This window comes from Bradyrhizobium sp. USDA 3315 (genome assembly GCF_054056795.1).
Window position 1 is genome coordinate 1,203,213 of sequence record NZ_JBSRYP010000001.1, and the last position, 18,294, is coordinate 1,221,506.

The window sequence follows — 18,294 nt, forward strand, 5'->3', positions numbered from 1 at the left end:
GAACCCGGAATCTCGACGTAAGGAACCTCTAGATTCCGGGTTCACGCTTCGCGTGCCCCGGAATGACGTGTTTGCTTTCGTAGGATCAGTTCAAGATGATCACGTCGTCGCCGGGCTTGCCGGCATATAGCTTCTCCACCAGCGCGGCGCGGCGTTCGAGGCCGGCGCGCTGGTTGATGTAGCCCTTGTCGGTAAGTTCGTTGCCGTCGATCGATGGCGGCTCGACCATCAGCATCGCACGCGCGATACGCATGCTGCTGCCGGTGGTGGACGCATTGTGCGCCTGCAAACCCTTCTTCAGGCAGGCAAGCACTTCGGAATGCCGGATCACGTCCTCGTAGCTGGCATCGGCATTGCCGACGAGCTGGCGGCAGGCGTGCAGGTTCGGCCAGCACAGCAGGCCGATGAACTCACGGTCCTGCCCCGCAACCAGCGCGTCATGCACGACCGGCGTCGCGGCTGATATCGCATCGGTGCGCAACGAGCCGACATGCACGAACGTGCCGGTGGTCAGCTTGAAATCTTCGACCACCCGGCCGGCAAAGATGATGCCTTGCAGCGGATCTTCGGGATCGACGAACACGCCGGCATCGCCGATGCAGTAGAAGCCTTCCTCGTCGAACATCTTGGCCGTGAGGTCCGCCTGGCCGAAATAGCCTGGCGTGACGTTGACGCCGCGCAGCCGCAATTCATATTTCGAGCCGCACGGCACCATCTTCAGCTCGACGCCGGGGAACGGCAGACCGATCAGGCCGACGCGCTCGGTATCCCAATAGGTGCCGGTCGAGGTCGGCGCGGTCTCGGTCGAGCCCCAGCCGGTGTAGAACACGATGCGCTCGCCCGTGGTCTTCACCGCCAGCGCCTGCATGCGGTCATAGAGATCGTCGGGCAGCCGCGCGCCGCCATAGGCCATGATCGAGAGGTTCTTGAAGAAGCTCGCGCACAGCGCCTCGTCCTTCTCCATCGCGGCGGCGAGCGCGGCGTAGCCGGCCGGCACGTTGGCGTAATAGGTCGGCGACACCTCGCGCAGGTTCCTGATGGTCTCCTCGAGCTGGCCCGGCATCGGCCGGCCGTCGTCGATATAGAGCGTGCCGCCGTCGACCAGCACCGGATTGAACGCGGCGTTGCCGCCCATGGTGTGATTCCACGGCATCCAGTCGAGCACCGTCGCGATCGGTCCCTCCGTTTCACGCGGGCGCACCTGCATCATCATCGCCGCGTTGGCACACATCATCTCCTGGGTGTTGATGACGGCCTTGGGCATGCCGGTCGAGCCCGAGGTGAACAGCAGCTTGCCGACGGTCCTGGGCGTGATCTTCGCGATGGACTCGCCGACCGCAGCCGTCACCGGCGTTGCCGCGAGGTCGGCAAAGGCCGCGCTCCTGATGCCCTCGCAGGGACGCAGGACGTGGACGACCGTGATGCCGGTGAGATCGATCGCTTTGAGCGCCTTCTCGAAAGTCGGGCCGTCCTGCACCATCACGATGGCCGGCTTGATCAGGTTGAACAGGTATTTGAGCTTGAGATGATCCTGGCTCATCAGCGAATAGGCCGGCGACACCGGCGCGGCCGGCAGCCGCGCCTGCATCGCGGCCTGCGTCATCAGCGCGTGCTCGATAGAATTGCCCGAGAGGATCGCGACGGGCCGGCCGTCGCCGACGCCGAGATCGAGCAGGCCTTGCGTCAGCGCATCGACGGTGCGCTTGGCTTCACCATAGGACACCTTGCGCCATTGCCGGTCGGGACCACCGCGTTGCGCGAGCCAGATCCGCTCCGGCGCCTGCGCCGCCCATTTGGCGAGATAGGCCGGAATATGCGTCTCGTAGGCCTGGAGCGGAATCCGCGACTTCAGGACGACGGTGCCGTCACCGCGCCGCTCGACCGCGATGTCACGTGCGAGCCAATCCACCTTGCGAAAGGCAGGTTTCGTCAGCATCGCCGCGTCTCCATCCATTTTGCGTCTCCCGGAATTCTTGTCCTTTTGAGGATCTGTTCTCAGCGCCTGATATAGACAGGCTTTCGTTTCTCGAGAAAGGCCCTGATGCCTTCCTGGAAATCTTCCGAGCGGCTGCACAGCACTTGATTGCGATCCTCCATCGCAATCACGGCCTCGATCGAGCCGGCATCGACGCTCATGTTGATGCATTCCTTCGAGAGGCGGAGACCGACCGGCGAGGCCGTCATCATCGCCTCGACATAAGGATTGGCCGCAGCATCAAGATCGGCGACCTCGACCACCTCGGACACCAGGCCGACCGCAAGCGCGCGGTCGGCATGGATGAAGCGCCCGGTGAGGATCAATTCGGACGCAACCGACACACCGACGAGGCGCGGCAGGAAATAGCTGGTGCCGATGTCGCAGCCGCCGAGACCAAGCTTGATGAAGGCGCAGTTCATCCGCGCGTTCTTCGCCGCGATGCGGATGTCGGCGGCAAGCGCCAGCGCGAAGCCGCCGCCGGCGGCGGCGCCCTGCACCAGCGCGATGATCGGCTGCGGAGCGCGCCGCATCAACATCACGATGTCGGCGATGCGCCGCTGCGAGTCCAGCGACTCCGTCACGCCGGGCGGCTCGGTCTGCCCGCCGCGGCGCGCCATCGCGTGCTTGAGGTCGAGCCCAGCGCAGAAATTCGCACCGGCGCCCTTCAGCACCACGACGCGGGTGTCGCGATTGCGCTGCAGGCCCTGGAAATAGACGTTGAGCGCGTCGATCAGCGAAGGATCGAGTGCGTTGAGGCTCTCGGGGCGATTGAGCGTAACCCAATCGACCCCGTCGTGATGTTCGATCAGCAGCGGCTGAGACACGCGCATGGTCCTCCCGACCGTCGTCCCGGCCAAGCGAAGCGCGAGCCGGGATCCATAACCACAGGCTGTTGTTGTCTTGCGCGGCGTCTGCCAGGTTTGCCTGTTACAGACGCCGCGGAGTATGGGTCCCGGCTCCAGCGCGCAATTGCGCGCAAGGCCGGGACGACAGTCGAGCTTGTGGTTAGCGCGGGGCCATGCGGATGGCGCCGTCGAGGCGGATGGTTTCGCCGTTGAGCATCGGGTTCTCGACGATGTGGACCGCGAGGTTGCCGTATTCCGAGGCGTCGCCGAGGCGGGCCGGATGCGGCACCTGGGCGCCGAGGCTCTTGCGCGCTTCCTCGTTCAGACCCATCAGCAGCGGCGTCAGGAACAGGCCGGGCGCGATGGTGTTGACGCGGATCTTCAGGCTGGCGAGGTCGCGCGCGGCCGGCAGCGTGAGGCCGACGACGCCGCCCTTCGAGGCGGAATAGGCGATCTGGCCGATCTGGCCTTCATAGGCCGCGACCGATGCGGTGTTGATCGCGACGCCGCGCTCCTCGCCGATCGGGGCTTCGGTCGCCAGCCGCTCGGCGAACAGGCGCAGCACGTTGAAGGTGCCGATCAAATTGACGTTGATGATGCGGACGAACTTCGCCAGCGGATAGACGCCGTCCTTGCCGACGATGCGCTGCGAACCGCCGATGCCGGCGCAGTTCATCAGCACGCGCGCGATGCCGTGCGCGGCCTCGGCCTTGGCGATCGCAGCCTTGATGGCGTCCTCGTCGGTGACGTCGGCATGCAGCGCAACGCCCTTCACCTCGGCGGCGACCTTCTCGGCATTTTCCTTGTTCTGGTCGATCACGCCGATCTTGGCGCCCTTGGCGGCCATGGCGCGCGCGGTTGCGGCACCAAGGCCGGAGCCACCGCCGGTGATGAGAACGGCAACGTCTTTCAACTGCATGGATACAACCTTTCCTTGGGCGTTTCTTCTCTAGACTTCGAACTTGTTATCCGGCGGCGACCGCTGCCGTTTCCTTATCCGGATTGAGCACGCCGCCGAAGATCAAGGCTTCCATATGCTTGATGTAATCGCGGCAGACCTCGTCGGTGACCGGACCGACGCCGACCGCGCGCGACATCGCGTGACGGCCGAAGAACAGATGATCGCAGGCGCCGATCAGGCTGGTGTAGAACAGCACCGGATCGATCTTGCGGAATTCGCCGGCCTTGATCCCTTCTGCGAGCAGCCGGCGGTGAAAATCCAACAGCGGCGCGACGAAGAATTTCGACACCTCGTTCGCGGCGGCAGGCGAGCTCTCGTGCAGGAGATAATGGATCAGCCGGTTCATATAGGGGAACTGGTGATAGGCGCGGATGATGCCGCCGATATGCAGCCGCAATTTCGCCGACGGCGTGATCGGCTGGCTGATGAGATATTCGAGTTGCGATATCTCGGTGGCGGCGTCGCGCGCCAGCAGCGCCAGCAACAACCCGTCCTTGTTGCCGAAATGATATTTCACCAGCGCGGCGTTGACGCCCGACTTCTGCGCAATGTCGGACAACGAGACCTCGATCGAGGCGCGCTCGATCATCAGCTCACTGGCCGCAACCAAAAGCTTGTCGGCGGTGGCATTTTTGCCGGCCGGAAGTTTCGTCGGTACGCTGGTATTCAACTGCGCTGTGGTCCCGCTCTGTGTCAGGGGGTCGACGGTAAATCGAGGCCGCACATAAGCCCATGGCGGGGCCGCACTCAAGAGTTAATTGATTGATTGACTAAATGCTGAGCCACCCCTTAAATCCGGCCCAACTTTCAGACCGCCCAATCCGGAAACATCAGGGAGATCAGACATGGCCGAGGCATATATCGTCGCCGCCGCTCGCACCGCGGGCGGCCGCAAGGGAGGGCGTCTCGCCGGCTGGCATCCGGCCGATCTGGCCGCGACCGTGCTCGATGCGCTGGTCGAGCGCACCGGCGCCGACCCCGCGCAGGTCGAGGACGTGATCATGGGCTGCGTGATGCAGACCGGCGAGCAGTCCACCAACATCGCGCGCAACGCGGTGATGGCCTCGAAGCTGCCGGAGAGCGTGCCGGCGACCTCGATCGACCGCCAGTGCGGTTCCTCGCAGCAGGCGCTGCACTTCGCGGCGCAGGCGGTGATGTCTGGCACGATGGATTGCGTGATCGCCGCCGGCGTGGAATCGATGACCCGCGTGCCGATGGGCCTCGCCTCCTCGCTGCCCGCCAAGAACGGCTTCGGCCACTACAAGAGCCCGGGCATCGAGGCGAGGTATCCCAACATCGTGTTCAGCCAGTTCACCGGCGCGGAGATGATGGCCGAGAAGTACGGCCTGTCGAAGGATGAGCTCGACGAATATTCCTATAACAGCCATCAGCGCGCGATCGCGGCGACGCAGGCCGGCCACTTCAAGGACGAGATCGTGCCGGTCAAGATCACCCGCGCCGACGGCTCGACCGAGACCCATCACATCGACGAAGGCATCCGCTTCGACGCCAGCCTCGACGGCATCAAGGGCGTCAAGCTGATTGCCGAGAACGGCAAGCTCACCGCGGCGAGCGCCAGCCAGATCTGCGACGGCGCCTCCGGCGTCATGGTCGTCAACGAGAAGGGCCTGAAGGCGCTCGGCGTCAAGCCGATGGCGCGCATCCATCACCTCACCATGATGGGCGGCGACCCCGTGATCATGCTGGAAGCGCCGCTGCCGGCAACCCAGCGCGCGCTGCAGAAGGCCGGCATGAAGATTGACGACATTGATCTCTTCGAGGTCAACGAGGCCTTCGCCTCGGTGCCGACCGCTTGGCTGAAGACCACCGGCGCCGATCCGGCCCGGCTCAACGTCAACGGCGGCGCGATCGCGCTCGGCCATCCGCTCGGCGGCAGCGGCACCAAGCTGATGACGACGCTGCTGCATGCCCTCAAGCAGCGCAACAAGCGCTACGGCCTGCAGACCATGTGCGAAGGCGGCGGCATGGCGAATGTGACGATTGTCGAGCGGCTGTAAGAAAAGTCCGCATCAGCGGCCACAACAATGATGTCGTCCCGGCGTAGGCCGGGACCCATAACCACAGCCGTTTGTGGTTAGGCGCGGCTGGGGCCACAACTCAGTCCAACAAGAAAAATTGGTGGTCATGGGTCCCCGCGTTCGCGGGGACGACCACTATTGATGCTCCGAGGAAACACAATGACCCATCCGTCGATCCACGCGCGCACCCATCCGAACAAGATCGCCTACCAGATGGCGGGCAGCGGCAAGGCCATCACCTATCGCGAGCTCGACGAGCTTTCGAACCAAGGCGCGAATCTGTTCCGCTCGCTCGGCCTCAAGGCCGGCGACCACATCGCGCTGCTGATGGAAAACAGGCTCGCCTTCATGGAGATCTGCTGGGCCGCGCAGCGCTCGGGTCTCTATTACACGGCGATCAGCCGCTACCTGACGGAAGAAGAGATCGCCTACATCATCAAGGACTGCGGCGCGAAGGTGTTCATCACCACGCCGCAATGCGCCGACAAGGTGAAGGGCCTGATCAAGGGCGAGGCGGGCGAGCCGCTGTTCTACATGATGGACGAGCCCTCACCGGGCTTCCGCTCCTACGACAAGGAAGCCGGCGCGCAGCCGACCACGCCGGTTGCCGACGAGGTCGCCGGCTACGACATGCTGTATTCCTCCGGCACCACCGGCCGGCCAAAGGGCATCAAGAAGCAGTTCGAAGGCAACCGGATCGACGTGCCGAACCCGTTCCTGCGGATTCTCACCGCAGACATGTGCGGCATGAATGCGGACAGCATCTATTTGTCGCCGGCGCCGCTCTATCACGCCGCCCCGCTACGCTTCAACATGATGGCCACCGTGCTCGGCGGCACCTCCGTCATCATGGAGCATTTCGACGCCGAGGAATTTTTGAAGCAGGTCGAGAAGCACAAGGTGACGCAGTCGCAGCTGGTGCCGACCATGTTCGTGCGCATGCTGAAGCTGCCCGACGAAGTGCGCACACGCTACAAGGTCTCGTCGCTGAAAGGCGCGATCCACGCCGCGGCGCCCTGCCCGGTCGACGTCAAGGCCAAGATGATCGAATGGTGGGGACCGATCCTGATCGAGTATTACGCCGGCTCCGAAGGCAATGGCGTCACGGTCTCGACCTCGCAGCAATGGCTGACCCACCGCGGCACGGTCGGCCGCGCGGTGGTCGGCAAGGTCAAGATCCTCGACGAGAACGACGAGGAAGCGCCGACCGGCCAGATCGGTCAGGTCTTTTTCGCCGACGCGCCGGCGTTCTCCTATCACAACGATCCGGAGAAGACGAAGAAGGCCTACAACACCAAGGGCTGGTCGACGCTCGGCGATGTCGGCTACCTCGACGAAGAGGGCTTCCTCTATCTGACCGACCGCAAGAGCTACATGATCATCTCCGGCGGCGTGAACATCTATCCGCAGGAGACCGAGGACGTCCTGATCACGCATCCGGCGGTGTCCGACGTCGCGGTGTTCGGCGTGCCGAACGAGGAGATGGGCGAAGAGGTCAAGGCCGTGGTGCAGCCGCACGACATCACCAGGGCCGGCAAGGAGCTCGAGGCCGAGCTGATCGCGTTCTGCCGGCAGCACTTGTCGCCGATCAAATGCCCCAAGAGCATCGACTTCGAGCAAGAGCTGCCGCGTACGCCGACCGGCAAACTGGTGAAGCGCCATCTGCGCGACCGCTATTGGCCGAAGGCTCCGGCGAAGGCGTGACCGCGCTTCACCCTCCCCTGGAGGGGGAGGGTCGGTTCGCATGCAGCGAAGCGAAATGCGAAACGGGGAGGGGTCAGGTCTCTCCACGAATACCTTTCGAGTGGAGAGATCCGACCCCTCCCCGCCGCTCATTTCATTCGCGTCGACCCTCCCCTTTCAGGGGAGGGTTAAGAACACACCGCATGTCAGAGACACGCTACGCTTCGTCATGTCGCGAATCTTATGCAAACCTACAAATCCTCCGCCGGTGCGCACGCGACCGATGCCACGGCACGCAAATGCAGCTGGCCGTGCTTGCCCGATGCCGTGGTGGTCCATTGCGCATCGATCTGCTGAAAATCTTCCGACAGCTTGCCGCGATGGCTGCCGTCGGTTTCGAACGCCCCGTCGCCATCGGGCGAGCGTTCGAAGATCTCGACCTCGAGATCGGACAGCCGGACGAACATCTGCACGCCGATCTTGGTCACGTGGCGACCGACCTCATATGAACCGCAGCCGCGCGCTTCCGCGTTCTGCTCGTTCAGGGCCTGCACTTTGTCGAAGGTAATGACGACGTTCTGCACCGCGTTGTCGCCGTCCCACAGGAATTCGCCGACATAGGCGCGCGGCAGTTTCTCGGTGAGCTGCCTGATGTCGGCGGCACGCACCGCCGACATCAGCACCAGACTTGCCGCCACGATCCCCACGCCGAGACGCGACATCCAGCCGGGCAGCTCTGCAATCCTCGCGTGGCGCATGCGGTATGCATCCCCTGGGCAAAATTGCTATCGTTCAATAATGACCGTCAGCATACAGCCAAATGCGCTGGTTCTGCGGCGATGCCCAACAGGTGATCTGCACAATGGAAGCCCTCCCCGACGTCCCGCTGCCCTCCACCATCCGCTCGCGTTATGTCGACGGGATCAACGGCCTGCGCATGCATGTGCTGGAAGCGGGCTTCGAAACATCCGGCCGGCCCTGCCTGTTGCTGCTGCACGGCTTTCCGGAGCTGGCGTTCTCCTGGCGCAAGGTGATGCCGAAGCTCGCCGCCGCCGGCTATCATGTGATCGCGCCGGACCAGCGCGGCTATGGCCGCACGTCAGGCTGGAGTGCGGAGTATGACGGCGATCTTGCGTCATTCCGCCTGCCCAATCTGGTGCGCGATGCGCTCGGGCTGGTCGCTGCGTTCGGCTACAAGCACGTCGATGCGGTGATCGGGCACGATTTCGGCTCGTCGGTTGCGGCGTGGTGCGCACTGATCCGGCCCGACGTGTTCCGCGCGGTGGTGATGATGAGCGCGCCGTTTTCGGGGCCGCCGTCGCTGCCGTTCAACACCGCGAGCGCGCCGGCAAAGCCAGCGAGCGAAGACCCCATGCATCGCGAGCTCGCCGCGCTGCCGCGGCCGCGCAAGCACTACCAATGGTACTATTCGACGCGCCCGGCGAGTGACGACATGCATCGCGCGCCGCAGGGCGTACACGACTTCCTGCGCGCCTATTACCACCACAAAAGCGCGGACTGGAAAGACAACAAGCCGTATCCGCTGCAATCCTGGTCGGCAGGCGAATTGGCAAAACTGCCGACCTATTACGTGATGGATCTCGCCAAGGACATGGCCGCGACCGTCGCCGAGGAGATGCCGTCACGCGAGGCGATCGCCGCCAACACATGGCTGCCGGATAGCGAGCTCGCTTATTACAGCGCCGAATATCAGCGGACCGGATTCCAGGGCGGACTGCAATGGTATCGCTGCGGCACCTCGGGGGCGTTCGTCCGGGAACTGCAGACCTGGAGCGGCCGCACGATCGACCAGCCGTCCGCCTTCATTTCCGGCAGGCAGGATTGGGGCACATATCAGCGGCCCGGCGTGTTCGAGGCGATGCAGACGAAAGCCTGCACCAGCATGATCGGCTGCCATCTGGTCGACGGCGCCGGCCATTGGGTGCAGCAGGAGCAGCCCGATGAGGTGAGCCGACTGCTGCTCACATTCCTGCGAGACGCCGGCACGCAGCGCTAGACGCTCGTTCGGCCGTCGCGTCGCATCCCGTTGATCTCAGGCGTTTTCTTCGCTCAACCCGCGCGGCTTGCCGGTGCTGCGGCAGCGAATCCGGGCCGATCCGGATTTGACCCGGCGCCGGTGCAACCTTATAGTTTAGAACTATTCTAATTCTAAACTCCGTGAGCAAGGCGTTGCCGTGAAGAACTTTGCCGATCTGACCGAGCGCGAGGTGCTGGCGGTCGCGATCGCCTCCGAGGAGGAGGACAGCCGCATCTACATGACGTTCGCGGAGGATCTCGCGGGGCGCTATCCCGACACCGCCAAGATCTTCGAGGAGATGGCCGAGGAGGAGCGCGGCCATCGCCACCGGCTGCTCGAAACCTACGAGCAGCGCTTCGGGGCGCATCTGCCGCCGATCCGGCGCGAGGACGTCAAAGGCTTCCTGCGCCGCCGCCCGATCTGGCTCACCAAGAACCTGCCGCTCGACACCATCCGCAAGGAAGTCGAGACCATGGAGCTGGAGGCCGAGCGCTTCTATGCCAAAGCCGCCGAGAAGGCCGAGGATGTCGGCGTGCGGCGCCTGCTTGGCGATCTCGCCGAGGAGGAGAAGGGCCACGAGAAGCTCGCGGTGAAGCTGACCGGCGAGATCCTCAAGCCGGACGTGCGCGCGGAGGAAGACCGCACCCGGCGGCGGATGTTCGTGCTGCAATATGTGCAGCCGGGTCTCGCCGGATTGATGGACGGCTCGGTCTCGACCCTGGCGCCGCTGTTCGCCGCCGCCTTCGCAACGCATCACAACTGGCAAACCTTCCTGGTCGGGCTTGCCGCCTCGATCGGCGCCGGCATCAGCATGGGCTTTGCCGAGGCGCTGTCCGACGACGGCTCGCTGACCGGCCGCGGCTCGCCCTGGCTGCGCGGCCTGACCTGCGGATTGATGACGACGCTCGGCGGGCTCGGCCACACCATTCCCTATCTGGTGCCCGACGCCTGGCCGAACGCATTCTGGATCGCGACCGCAATTGCCGGCATCGTGGTGTTCTTCGAATTGTGGGCGATCGCCTTCATCCGCGCGCGCTACATGGACACGCCGTTCCTGCAGGCGGTATTCCAGATCGTGCTCGGCGGCGCGATCGTGCTCGCGGTCGGCATCCTGATCGGCGCGGCGTAGCAACGGTTCAAGTCTCCCTCTCCCCGTTCTTACGGGGAGAGGGTTGGGGTGAGGGGCCATATCCACACGTGACGCAAGTGGACGTACCTGTACCCCCTCACCCGCCGCGCAAGCGCGCGGCGACCTCTCCCCGCAAGCGCAGGGGTGTCCGGGGAATGATTCACTGTGTCGCGGTGCATGCTCGGCAGGACCGAGGCAAATCGGTCTTTTCTGGTTGTCGAGACACAGAGGGCCGAGCATGCGATATCGCGGTAGCATTTTTGGAAGGCTGCTTGAACCGATCAATCGACGGCAGTTTCAGACGGTTGTGGATCGTCTGGACGGGGATGCCTACGACAAGTCGTTCAGGAGCTGGGATCATCTGGTGGCGCTGATCTATGCCCAGCTTAGCGGCAACAGCAGTCTGCGCGGGGTGGTGACTGGCTTCAACGCCAATTCGCAGCATCACTATCACTTGGGAACCGGCAAGCTGTCGCGCTCGACGTTGTCCGATGCCAATGCCCGCCGTCCGATCGGCATTTTCGCGCAAACCTTTGCGGCGCTGTCGGCGATGGCGCGTCGCCAGCTGCGGAGTGAAGGCATGGAGATGGTGCGTCTGATCGACGCCAGTCCGATCCCGCTCGGCAAGGTCTGCAGTTGGGCGACGTGGAACGGCCGCATCCGCGGCATGAAGCTGCATGTCGTCTACGACCCAAGGAGCGATGTCCCGACCTGCGTCGAGATGACGGCCGCGAACGTCAATGACATCGAGATCGGCCGACAGACCCCAATCCAGCCCGCCACCACCTATGTGTTTGACAAGGGCTATTGCCGTTTCGACTGGTGGCAGAAGATCAATGATAGCAAGGCTTTCTTCGTTACCCGGGCGAAGACGAGCATCCGTCTTCGCTCGCTCAGGCATCGCGCCATCCGCAAGCGTAACGGGGATGGCTTCGAAATCCTTGCCGATGACGAGGTGAAGCTCACCAGCAAGGGCGATTCGCGCCTTCCAATCCCGCTCCGCCGCATCAAGATCAGACGCGAGAAAGGCGGCAAGATCACACTCCTGACCAACGACCTTGCCCGTAGCGCCGTCGAGATCGCCGCCCTCTACAAGAGCCGATGGCAAATCGAGCTGCTGTTCCGCTGGATCAAGCAGCATCTCGATATTCGCAAGTTCCTCGGCGCCAACGACAACGCGATCCGCCTTCAGGTGCTCGCTGCGATGATTGCCTACCTGCTGCTGCGCATCGCCGCTCACACCAACTGCATCAAAATGCTCCCGCTCAGGTTCGCCGAACTCGTCGGCCAGCTCCTGCTCACGCGTCGATCCCTCGCTGCCATCGACAAACCTCCGCCCATCAACCCCAGCCGTCGGAAATCAACCATCTCACCTGACCAGATGGAGCTCCGCTATGCCTGAATTTCCCCGGACACCCCTGCCGCAAGCGGGGCGAGGTAAAGCAGAGCAATTCCGATCAAACACGGCGACAACGTCACGGCTACAGCGCTTGCGGGCGGCAGCCAAACTGCCCATCATCGCGCCAACAACAAACCGGGAGCACGCCGTGGCCAAATCGCAATACAGCTTCAAGACCGCCGTCGAATTGTCGCAGGCGCTGAGCAACAAGCAGGTCTCGGCGGTCGAGCTCGCACAGGACGCGATTGGCCGCATCGAGCGTCACGACGGCAAGGTCAACGCGGTCTGCGTGCGCGATTTCGAGCGCGGCCTCGCCGCTGCGCGCGCCGCGGATGCCGCGATCGCGCGTGGCGAGCACAGGCCGCTGCTCGGCATCCCCATGACGGTGAAAGAATCCTTCAACGTCGCCGGCTTGCCGACGACCTGGGGCTTCCTGCCGCAAAAGGACTTCGTCCCGACCGAGGACGCGCTGTCGATTCAGCGGGTGAAGGACGCCGGCGGCGTGATCCTCGGCAAGACCAACGTGCCGGTCGGGCTCGCCGACTGGCAGAGCTACAATGAGATCTACGGCACCACCAACAACCCCTACGACCTCGGCCGCACGCCGGGCGGATCGTCCGGCGGATCGTCGGCGGCGCTCGCCGCGGGCTACGGCGCGCTGTCGCTCGGCTCCGACATCGGCGGCTCGCTGCGCGTGCCGGCGTTTCATTGCGGCATCTATGCGCACAAGCCGACCTTCGCGCTGCTGCCGTCGCGCGGCCACACCGCGCCGCCGGCACCGCCCATCATCTATGAGCGCGACCTTGCGGTGACCGGCCCGATGGCGCGCGGCGCGGCCGACCTGTCGCTGCTGCTCGACGTGATGGCCGCTCCCGATCCGCTCGATGCCGGCAAGGCCTATCGCCTCGACCTGCCGGTGGCGCGCCACGCCAGCCTGAAGGATTTCCGGATCCTCGTGATCGACACCGATCCGGTGCTGCCGACCGACAAGGCGGTGCGCGGCAGCATCGACAAGCTCGCGAGCCACCTCGACAAGGCCGGCGCCAAGATATCGCGGTCGAGCCCGCTGCTGCCGAATTTCGCGGCGTCCTCGCGGCTCTATATGCGGATGCTGCTGTCGTTCCTCGCCGCGACCTTCCCGCCGGAGGTCTATGCCGGCGCCTGCGCGGCGGCAGCTGCGCTGCCCGCCGGCGACACCAGCCTGCAGGCCGAACGACTGCGCGGCATCGCGCTCAGCCACCGCGACTGGGTGCAGGCGACGGTCGCCCGCTCGCGGCTGCGCGCGCGATGGCGCGAGCTGTTCAAGTCGTTCGACGCGGTGATCTGTCCGATCATGCCGACGCCGGCCTATCCGCACGATCATGAGCCCGACCAGGAGCAGCGGCGAATCCTGATCGATGGCGAGCCTTACATCTACACCGACCAGCTCGCCTGGCCCGGCATCGCGACCCTGCCCGGCCTGCCTTCGACTGCGATCCCGACCGGCTTTGCGCCCGACGGATTGCCGGTCGGCGTGCAGATCGTCGGCCCCTGGCTGGAGGACCGCACGCCGCTGAAACTCGCCGGGCTGATCGAGCGCGAATTCGGCGGCTTCGTGCCGCCGAAGATGTTCGATGATTGATCAGCGGTCATTGCAGAGCGACGAAGGGCACCTAACTCTATCGCCGTCACCCTGAGGAGCGCGCCGTTGCGCGCGTCTCGAAGGGTCGACGGCCACCAGCCGGGCCGTGCATCCTTCGAGACGCCGCTTCGCGGCTCCTCAGGATGACGGTATCGAGGCCGCCGCCGCCGACACAGCAATGACGGACAGCAGAACCAGGGAGAAAACCAATGAGCAACGATCTCGAGGAGCTGACAAGGCTCAACAAGGATTACGTCGATTCAGTTCAGAACTGCGACGTCAAGCGCTTCGACGAAATTCTGGCGCAGGACTTCTACTGCACCAATCCCGACAAGAGCCTGGTCGACCGCGCTGCCTTCCTGAAGCAGACGGCGATCCCGGTGAAGATCAAGGGGCTGAAGGCCGAGGACGTCAAAATCCGCATCCTCGGCGATTTCGCCATCATCCACGCCCAGACCAGCTACACCAACGCGGACGGTGAGCCGGCGCACGGCCGCTATACCGATTGCTGGGCGCGGCAGAACGGAAAATGGCGCGCGGTATCCGCGCATGTCGCGCGGTGAGCGATTCAGGTGTCGTCCCGGCGCAGGCCGGGACCCATAACCACCGCAGCTTGTGGTGAGTAAAGAAAGTCGTCCACCCACGTGCCCAAAGCGAGGCCGCGGCGTATGGGTCCCGGCCTACGCCGGGACGACACACGCTCAGCTATCAAACATGATCACGCTGCGCAGCGTCTTGCCGGCTTTCATGTTGGCAAAGCCCTCGTTGATCTCGGAGAGCTTCAGCTTGGCCGAGATCCAGTCTTCCAGATGCAGCTTGCCGCGCATGTAGAAGTCGACGAGGCGCGGCATGTCGACGCGGAAGTGGTTGGAGCCCATCGACGAGCCCTGGATGCGGCGCTCGCGCAGGGAAGTCGAAGCCGTGCAGCTCGATCTTCTGGCCGAACGGGATCATGCCGACGATGGTCGCGGTGCCGCCCGCCGCCAGCATGGCGAAGGCCTGCTCGGCGGTGTCCTTGCGGCCGAGCACCTCGAAGGAGTGCTGCACGCCGCCGCCGGTGAGCTCGCGCACCTGCTGGACCACGTCGCCGCGGGCCGGATCGACGATATCGGTGGCGCCGAGCTTGGTCGCAAGCTGCAGCTTCGCCGGATTGGTATCGATCGCGATGATGCGGCCGGCGCCGGCGATCTGCGCGCCGTTGATCGCGGCCATGCCGACGCCGCCGCAGCCGATCACCGCCACCGTCTCGCCGGCGGTCACCTTCGCGGTGTTGACCACCGCGCCATAGCCGGTGATGACGCCGCAGCCGATCAGCGCGGCGAGATCGAGCGGCATCTCCTTCTTGATCTTCACGATGGCGTTCTCGTGCACCAGCATCTGCTCGGCGAACGACGACAGATTGAGGAACTGGTTGAGCTTCTCCTTCCTGCCCCATGACAGGCGGTTGGAGGCGCCGGGCAGCATCTTCACCGTGGTGTCGGTGCACAGCACGGTGCGGCCGGTGGTGCAGTTGTCGCAGGTGCCGCAGAACACCGACAGGCAGGTGACGACGTGATCGCCGGGCTTCACGTAATTGACGTCGGAGCCGACCTTTTCGACCACGCCGGCCGATTCATGGCCGAGCACCGCCGGCAGCGGATGCGGATAGAGGCCTTCCATGAAGTGCAGATCGGAATGGCAGAGGCCCGCGACCGCGGTGCGGATCAGGACCTCGCGCGGCCCCGGATTGGGCACGCTGACATCCTCGATCACCAGCGGCTGATTGACTTCATGCAGGACGGCGGCCTTCATCGCGGTCTCCCTTGACGTTTTTGATTGTTTGAAAAGTTCGCTCGCGCAGCAGCCTACGCTGCGTCAAGCAATTCGCCAACCTCGGCCATGCCGACCGCGCGATCGCCGAGCAGGTGCTCGGTCATCCTGCGCTGAACGGTATTTTCCGTTAGCCGGAACGGATCGCCCGGCAGCACGCGGTGATCGATCACCATCCGCGACAGCAACAGCCGACGCGCATCGCCGCGCGTCTCGTGGATGCGCCCACCCTCCCACGCCAGCGCGACCGCGCTTGCGACATGATAGAGCAGGCTGGTGGCGCGCCGCGCGTCGCCCTCATTGTCGATGCGGCTCGCCACCTCGCGCGCAAACGCGACCGCGCGGTCGCTGAGATCGCGCAGCCGGTTGCGCCAGGCCTGCGGCACATTCGCGCTGTCATCGAGCCGCGCATGCAGATCGGCGGCCAGCGCATTGTCGGCGCCATGGCGGCCGACCGCGCGCTTCAGCGCATCGATCGCGACGATGTTGCCGGTGCCCTCCCAGATCGAGCCGAGATGCGCGTCGCGCAGCAGCCGCGGCGTGACGAATTCCTCGATGTAGCCGATGCCGCCACGCATCTCCATCGCATCGCCGCAGACCTTTCGGGCGTCGCGAGTGGCGCGGAATTTCAGCGTCGGCGTCAGAATGCGGAGCAGCGCCGCGGCGTCCTGGCTGCCGGCCTCGGCGCGGTCGAGCGCGTCGGCGGTCAAAAAGCTCATCGACAGCGCCTGTTCGGTCGGCAGCATGATCTTCATCAGCTGCCGCCGCGCCAGCGACAGGTCGATGATGCGCTGGCCGAACACCACGCGGCCCTTCGCCACGGTGATCGCGTCGTGCCAGGCGCGGCGCATCAGCGCGGTCGACTTCACGCCGTTGGAGAGCCGCGACGAGTTCACCATCTCGGCCATTTGCACGAAGCCGCGGTCGAGCTTGCCGACGGCGTAGGCGATCGCGCCATCGAACTTGATCTCGCCCGAGGCCATCGAGCGGGTGCCGAGCTTGTCCTTCAACCGCACGATCCGGTAATGGTTCTGCGAGCCGTCGTCGAGGAAACGCGGCATCAGGAACAGGCCGACGCCGCGGGTGCCGGGCCCGGCGCCTTCCGGCCGCGCCAGCAGCATCACCACCTTGGCATCGGCGTTGGAGCAGAACCACTTCTCGCCATAGAGCCGCCAGTGATCGCCCTCCTGCACGGCGCGCGTGGTCAGCGTGCCGACATCGGAGCCGCCCTCCTTCTCGGTCATGAACTGGCCGCCCTGCGTCAGCTTGCTCATGTCGGTCTGGGTCAGGCCGTCGAGATATTTCGCCTTCAACGCCTCGTCGCCGAAATTTGCCAGCAGCTTTGCACAACCGTCGGTGACGTTGATCGGGCAGCCCATGCCGAACTCCGCCTGGTTGAACAGGAAGGTGAAGGCGTGCTTGGCCACGACAGGATACTTGTCGGGCCAGCCCATGATGCCCTTGCGGAGCGACAGCGCGTGAATGCCGAACTCGCCGAACGCGGCCTTCTCGATCTCGCGATAGGCCGGATGATACTCGATGTGCTGCACGTCGCGGCCGAACTTGTCGCGTTGGTGCAACACCGGCGTATGCCGGTCGGCAAGCCGCGCGCATTCGTCGAGATAGCCTCCGGCCAATCCACCGAGGCGGTCGAGATGCGGCTCGATATGGCGGAACAATGCATCGGGCAGATGCAGCTTCAGAAGGTCGGTCAGCGCCGGATCGGCCCGGAAGAAATTCATTCCCGTCGTGTCGGGCGCCAGCAGGCCCGGTTGGCTGACGGCTGACGTTTTCGGATCCTGCTTGTGCGGCTGCATTGAATTCCCGGCTTCGGTGCTCATTTGTTTGGGCACGACTATCCTCCTCCGGCCGAGCAAAGGAAAGCCCAATGGATATTCCAAAATACAAGATCGCCCTGATCGTCGGCGCCGGCGAGGGCCTCAGCGCCTCCTTGACGCGGCTATTTTCGCGGGAGGGAATTCGCGTGGCACTCGGCGCCCGCAGCATCGAGAAGCTCGGCGCGCTCTGCACCGAAACCGGCGCGCGGGCCTATGCCTGCGACGCCACCAAGGCCGAGGATGTCGAACGTCTCTTTGGTCTGGTCGAGCGCGAGATCGGAACGCCTGATCTCGTGGTCTACAACGCCTCCGGCCGCTCGCGCGGCCCCTTCGTTGAACTGGTCCCTTCAGAGGTTGAGCAGGCGATCGCGGTCTCGGCGTTCGGCGGATTCCTGGTGGCGCAGGAAGCGGCGAAGCGCATGCTGCCCAACAAGAAGGGCGCAATCCTGTTCACCGGCGCTTCCGCCAGCGTGAAGGGCTATGCGCAATCGGCGCCGTTCGCGATGGGCAAGTTCGCCTTGCGCGGCCTCGCGCAGAGCATGGCACGCGAATTGTCGCCGCAGGGCATCCACGTCGCGCATTTCGTGATCGACGGCGGCATCCGCAGCGCCGCCCGCACCGAGCCCGCCGACCGGCCGGACTCGATGCTCGATCCCGACGCGATTGCACTGAGCTACTGGAACGTGCTGCAACAGCCGCGCAGCGCCTGGACCTGGGAGCTGGAATTGCGGCCTTGGGTTGAGAAGTTTTGAGATGACGAAGATCATGTAAGCAGCGTAGGCTGGACGAAACGCCAACGTGATCAAGATCGCGAGCAAGCTGTGAGGCGGTGCGCACGAGGCTTGGCGCCTTTTGCTCACCGCGTGAAGTAACTTTCACCGTCATTCCGGGATGGTGCGCTAGCACCAGACCCGGAATCTCGAGATTCCGGGCTCGATGCTTCGCATCGCCCCG

14 protein-coding genes and 1 pseudogene are annotated in these 18,294 nt (G+C 64.6%); 8 read left to right on the forward strand and 7 right to left on the reverse strand.

Features of this window, described 5'->3' with window-relative positions; genetic code table 11:
- Nucleotides 1-85: 85 nt before the first annotated feature.
- From ACVIYL_RS05640 to ACVIYL_RS05655, 4 genes are all read right to left on the reverse strand, one after another.
- Nucleotides 86-1,954, reverse strand: a complete 1,869-nt coding sequence (locus ACVIYL_RS05640) for an AMP-binding protein (RefSeq protein WP_456777951.1) — start codon at nucleotides 1,952-1,954, stop codon at nucleotides 86-88.
- Between the two features lie 41 nt (nucleotides 1,955-1,995).
- On the reverse strand, nucleotides 1,996-2,802 hold the full coding sequence (locus ACVIYL_RS05645) for an enoyl-CoA hydratase/isomerase family protein (protein ID WP_168858655.1): 807 nt from the start codon (nucleotides 2,800-2,802) through the stop codon (nucleotides 1,996-1,998).
- Nucleotides 2,803-2,983: 181 nt separating this feature from the next.
- Nucleotides 2,984-3,742: an SDR family NAD(P)-dependent oxidoreductase gene (locus tag ACVIYL_RS05650; RefSeq protein ID WP_016847447.1), complete on the reverse strand. Its 759-nt coding sequence runs from the start codon at nucleotides 3,740-3,742 to the stop codon at nucleotides 2,984-2,986.
- Nucleotides 3,743-3,788: 46 nt separating this feature from the next.
- Nucleotides 3,789-4,454: a TetR family transcriptional regulator gene (locus ACVIYL_RS05655; RefSeq protein ID WP_057016282.1), complete on the reverse strand. Its 666-nt coding sequence runs from the start codon at nucleotides 4,452-4,454 to the stop codon at nucleotides 3,789-3,791.
- Between the two features lie 175 nt (nucleotides 4,455-4,629).
- Between ACVIYL_RS05655 and ACVIYL_RS05660 the strand changes: the two genes are divergently transcribed.
- On the forward strand, nucleotides 4,630-5,802 hold the full coding sequence (locus tag ACVIYL_RS05660) for an acetyl-CoA C-acetyltransferase (RefSeq protein WP_456777952.1): 1,173 nt from the start codon (nucleotides 4,630-4,632) through the stop codon (nucleotides 5,800-5,802).
- Nucleotides 5,803-5,982: 180 nt separating this feature from the next.
- On the forward strand, nucleotides 5,983-7,527 hold the full coding sequence (locus tag ACVIYL_RS05665; RefSeq protein WP_456777953.1) for an acyl-CoA synthetase: 1,545 nt from the start codon (nucleotides 5,983-5,985) through the stop codon (nucleotides 7,525-7,527).
- Nucleotides 7,528-7,757: 230 nt separating this feature from the next.
- On the opposite strand, the gene ACVIYL_RS05670 is transcribed toward ACVIYL_RS05665, so the two are convergent.
- Nucleotides 7,758-8,264: a hypothetical protein gene (locus ACVIYL_RS05670; protein ID WP_456777954.1), complete on the reverse strand. Its 507-nt coding sequence runs from the start codon at nucleotides 8,262-8,264 to the stop codon at nucleotides 7,758-7,760.
- 104 nt (nucleotides 8,265-8,368) lie between these two features.
- Here ACVIYL_RS05670 and ACVIYL_RS05675 point away from each other — a divergent pair, with 104 nt between their 5' ends.
- The 5 genes from ACVIYL_RS05675 to ACVIYL_RS05695 all read left to right on the forward strand — a co-directional run bounded on the left by ACVIYL_RS05675 (nucleotide 8,369) and on the right by ACVIYL_RS05695 (nucleotide 14,256).
- Complete coding sequence (locus ACVIYL_RS05675; RefSeq protein WP_456777955.1) at nucleotides 8,369-9,523, forward strand: alpha/beta fold hydrolase; 1,155 nt, start codon at nucleotides 8,369-8,371, stop codon at nucleotides 9,521-9,523.
- Nucleotides 9,524-9,701: 178 nt separating this feature from the next.
- Nucleotides 9,702-10,673, forward strand: coding sequence for an iron exporter MbfA (gene mbfA, locus ACVIYL_RS05680; RefSeq protein ID WP_057016287.1), 972 nt, complete (start codon nucleotides 9,702-9,704; stop codon nucleotides 10,671-10,673).
- 238 nt (nucleotides 10,674-10,911) lie between these two features.
- Complete coding sequence (locus ACVIYL_RS05685; protein ID WP_057015126.1) at nucleotides 10,912-12,075, forward strand: IS4 family transposase; 1,164 nt, start codon at nucleotides 10,912-10,914, stop codon at nucleotides 12,073-12,075.
- Nucleotides 12,076-12,220: 145 nt separating this feature from the next.
- Complete coding sequence (locus ACVIYL_RS05690; protein ID WP_456777956.1) at nucleotides 12,221-13,693, forward strand: amidase; 1,473 nt, start codon at nucleotides 12,221-12,223, stop codon at nucleotides 13,691-13,693.
- A gap of 209 nt (nucleotides 13,694-13,902) precedes the next feature.
- A complete protein-coding gene (locus ACVIYL_RS05695) occupies nucleotides 13,903-14,256 on the forward strand; it encodes a nuclear transport factor 2 family protein (protein ID WP_456777957.1) in 354 nt (117 codons plus the stop codon).
- Between the two features lie 138 nt (nucleotides 14,257-14,394).
- On the opposite strand, the pseudogene ACVIYL_RS05700 reads toward ACVIYL_RS05695, so the two are convergent.
- Nucleotides 14,395-15,484: pseudogene (locus tag ACVIYL_RS05700) on the reverse strand (Zn-dependent alcohol dehydrogenase).
- A 53-nt stretch (nucleotides 15,485-15,537) separates the two neighbouring features.
- A complete protein-coding gene (locus tag ACVIYL_RS05705; RefSeq protein ID WP_456781783.1) occupies nucleotides 15,538-17,319 on the reverse strand; it encodes an acyl-CoA dehydrogenase family protein in 1,782 nt (593 codons plus the stop codon).
- 71 nt (nucleotides 17,320-17,390) lie between these two features.
- Between ACVIYL_RS05705 and ACVIYL_RS05710 the strand changes: the two genes are divergently transcribed.
- Nucleotides 17,391-18,092, forward strand: coding sequence for an SDR family NAD(P)-dependent oxidoreductase (locus ACVIYL_RS05710; RefSeq protein ID WP_229186202.1), 702 nt, complete (start codon nucleotides 17,391-17,393; stop codon nucleotides 18,090-18,092).
- The last annotated feature ends 202 nt before the right edge of the window (nucleotides 18,093-18,294 follow it).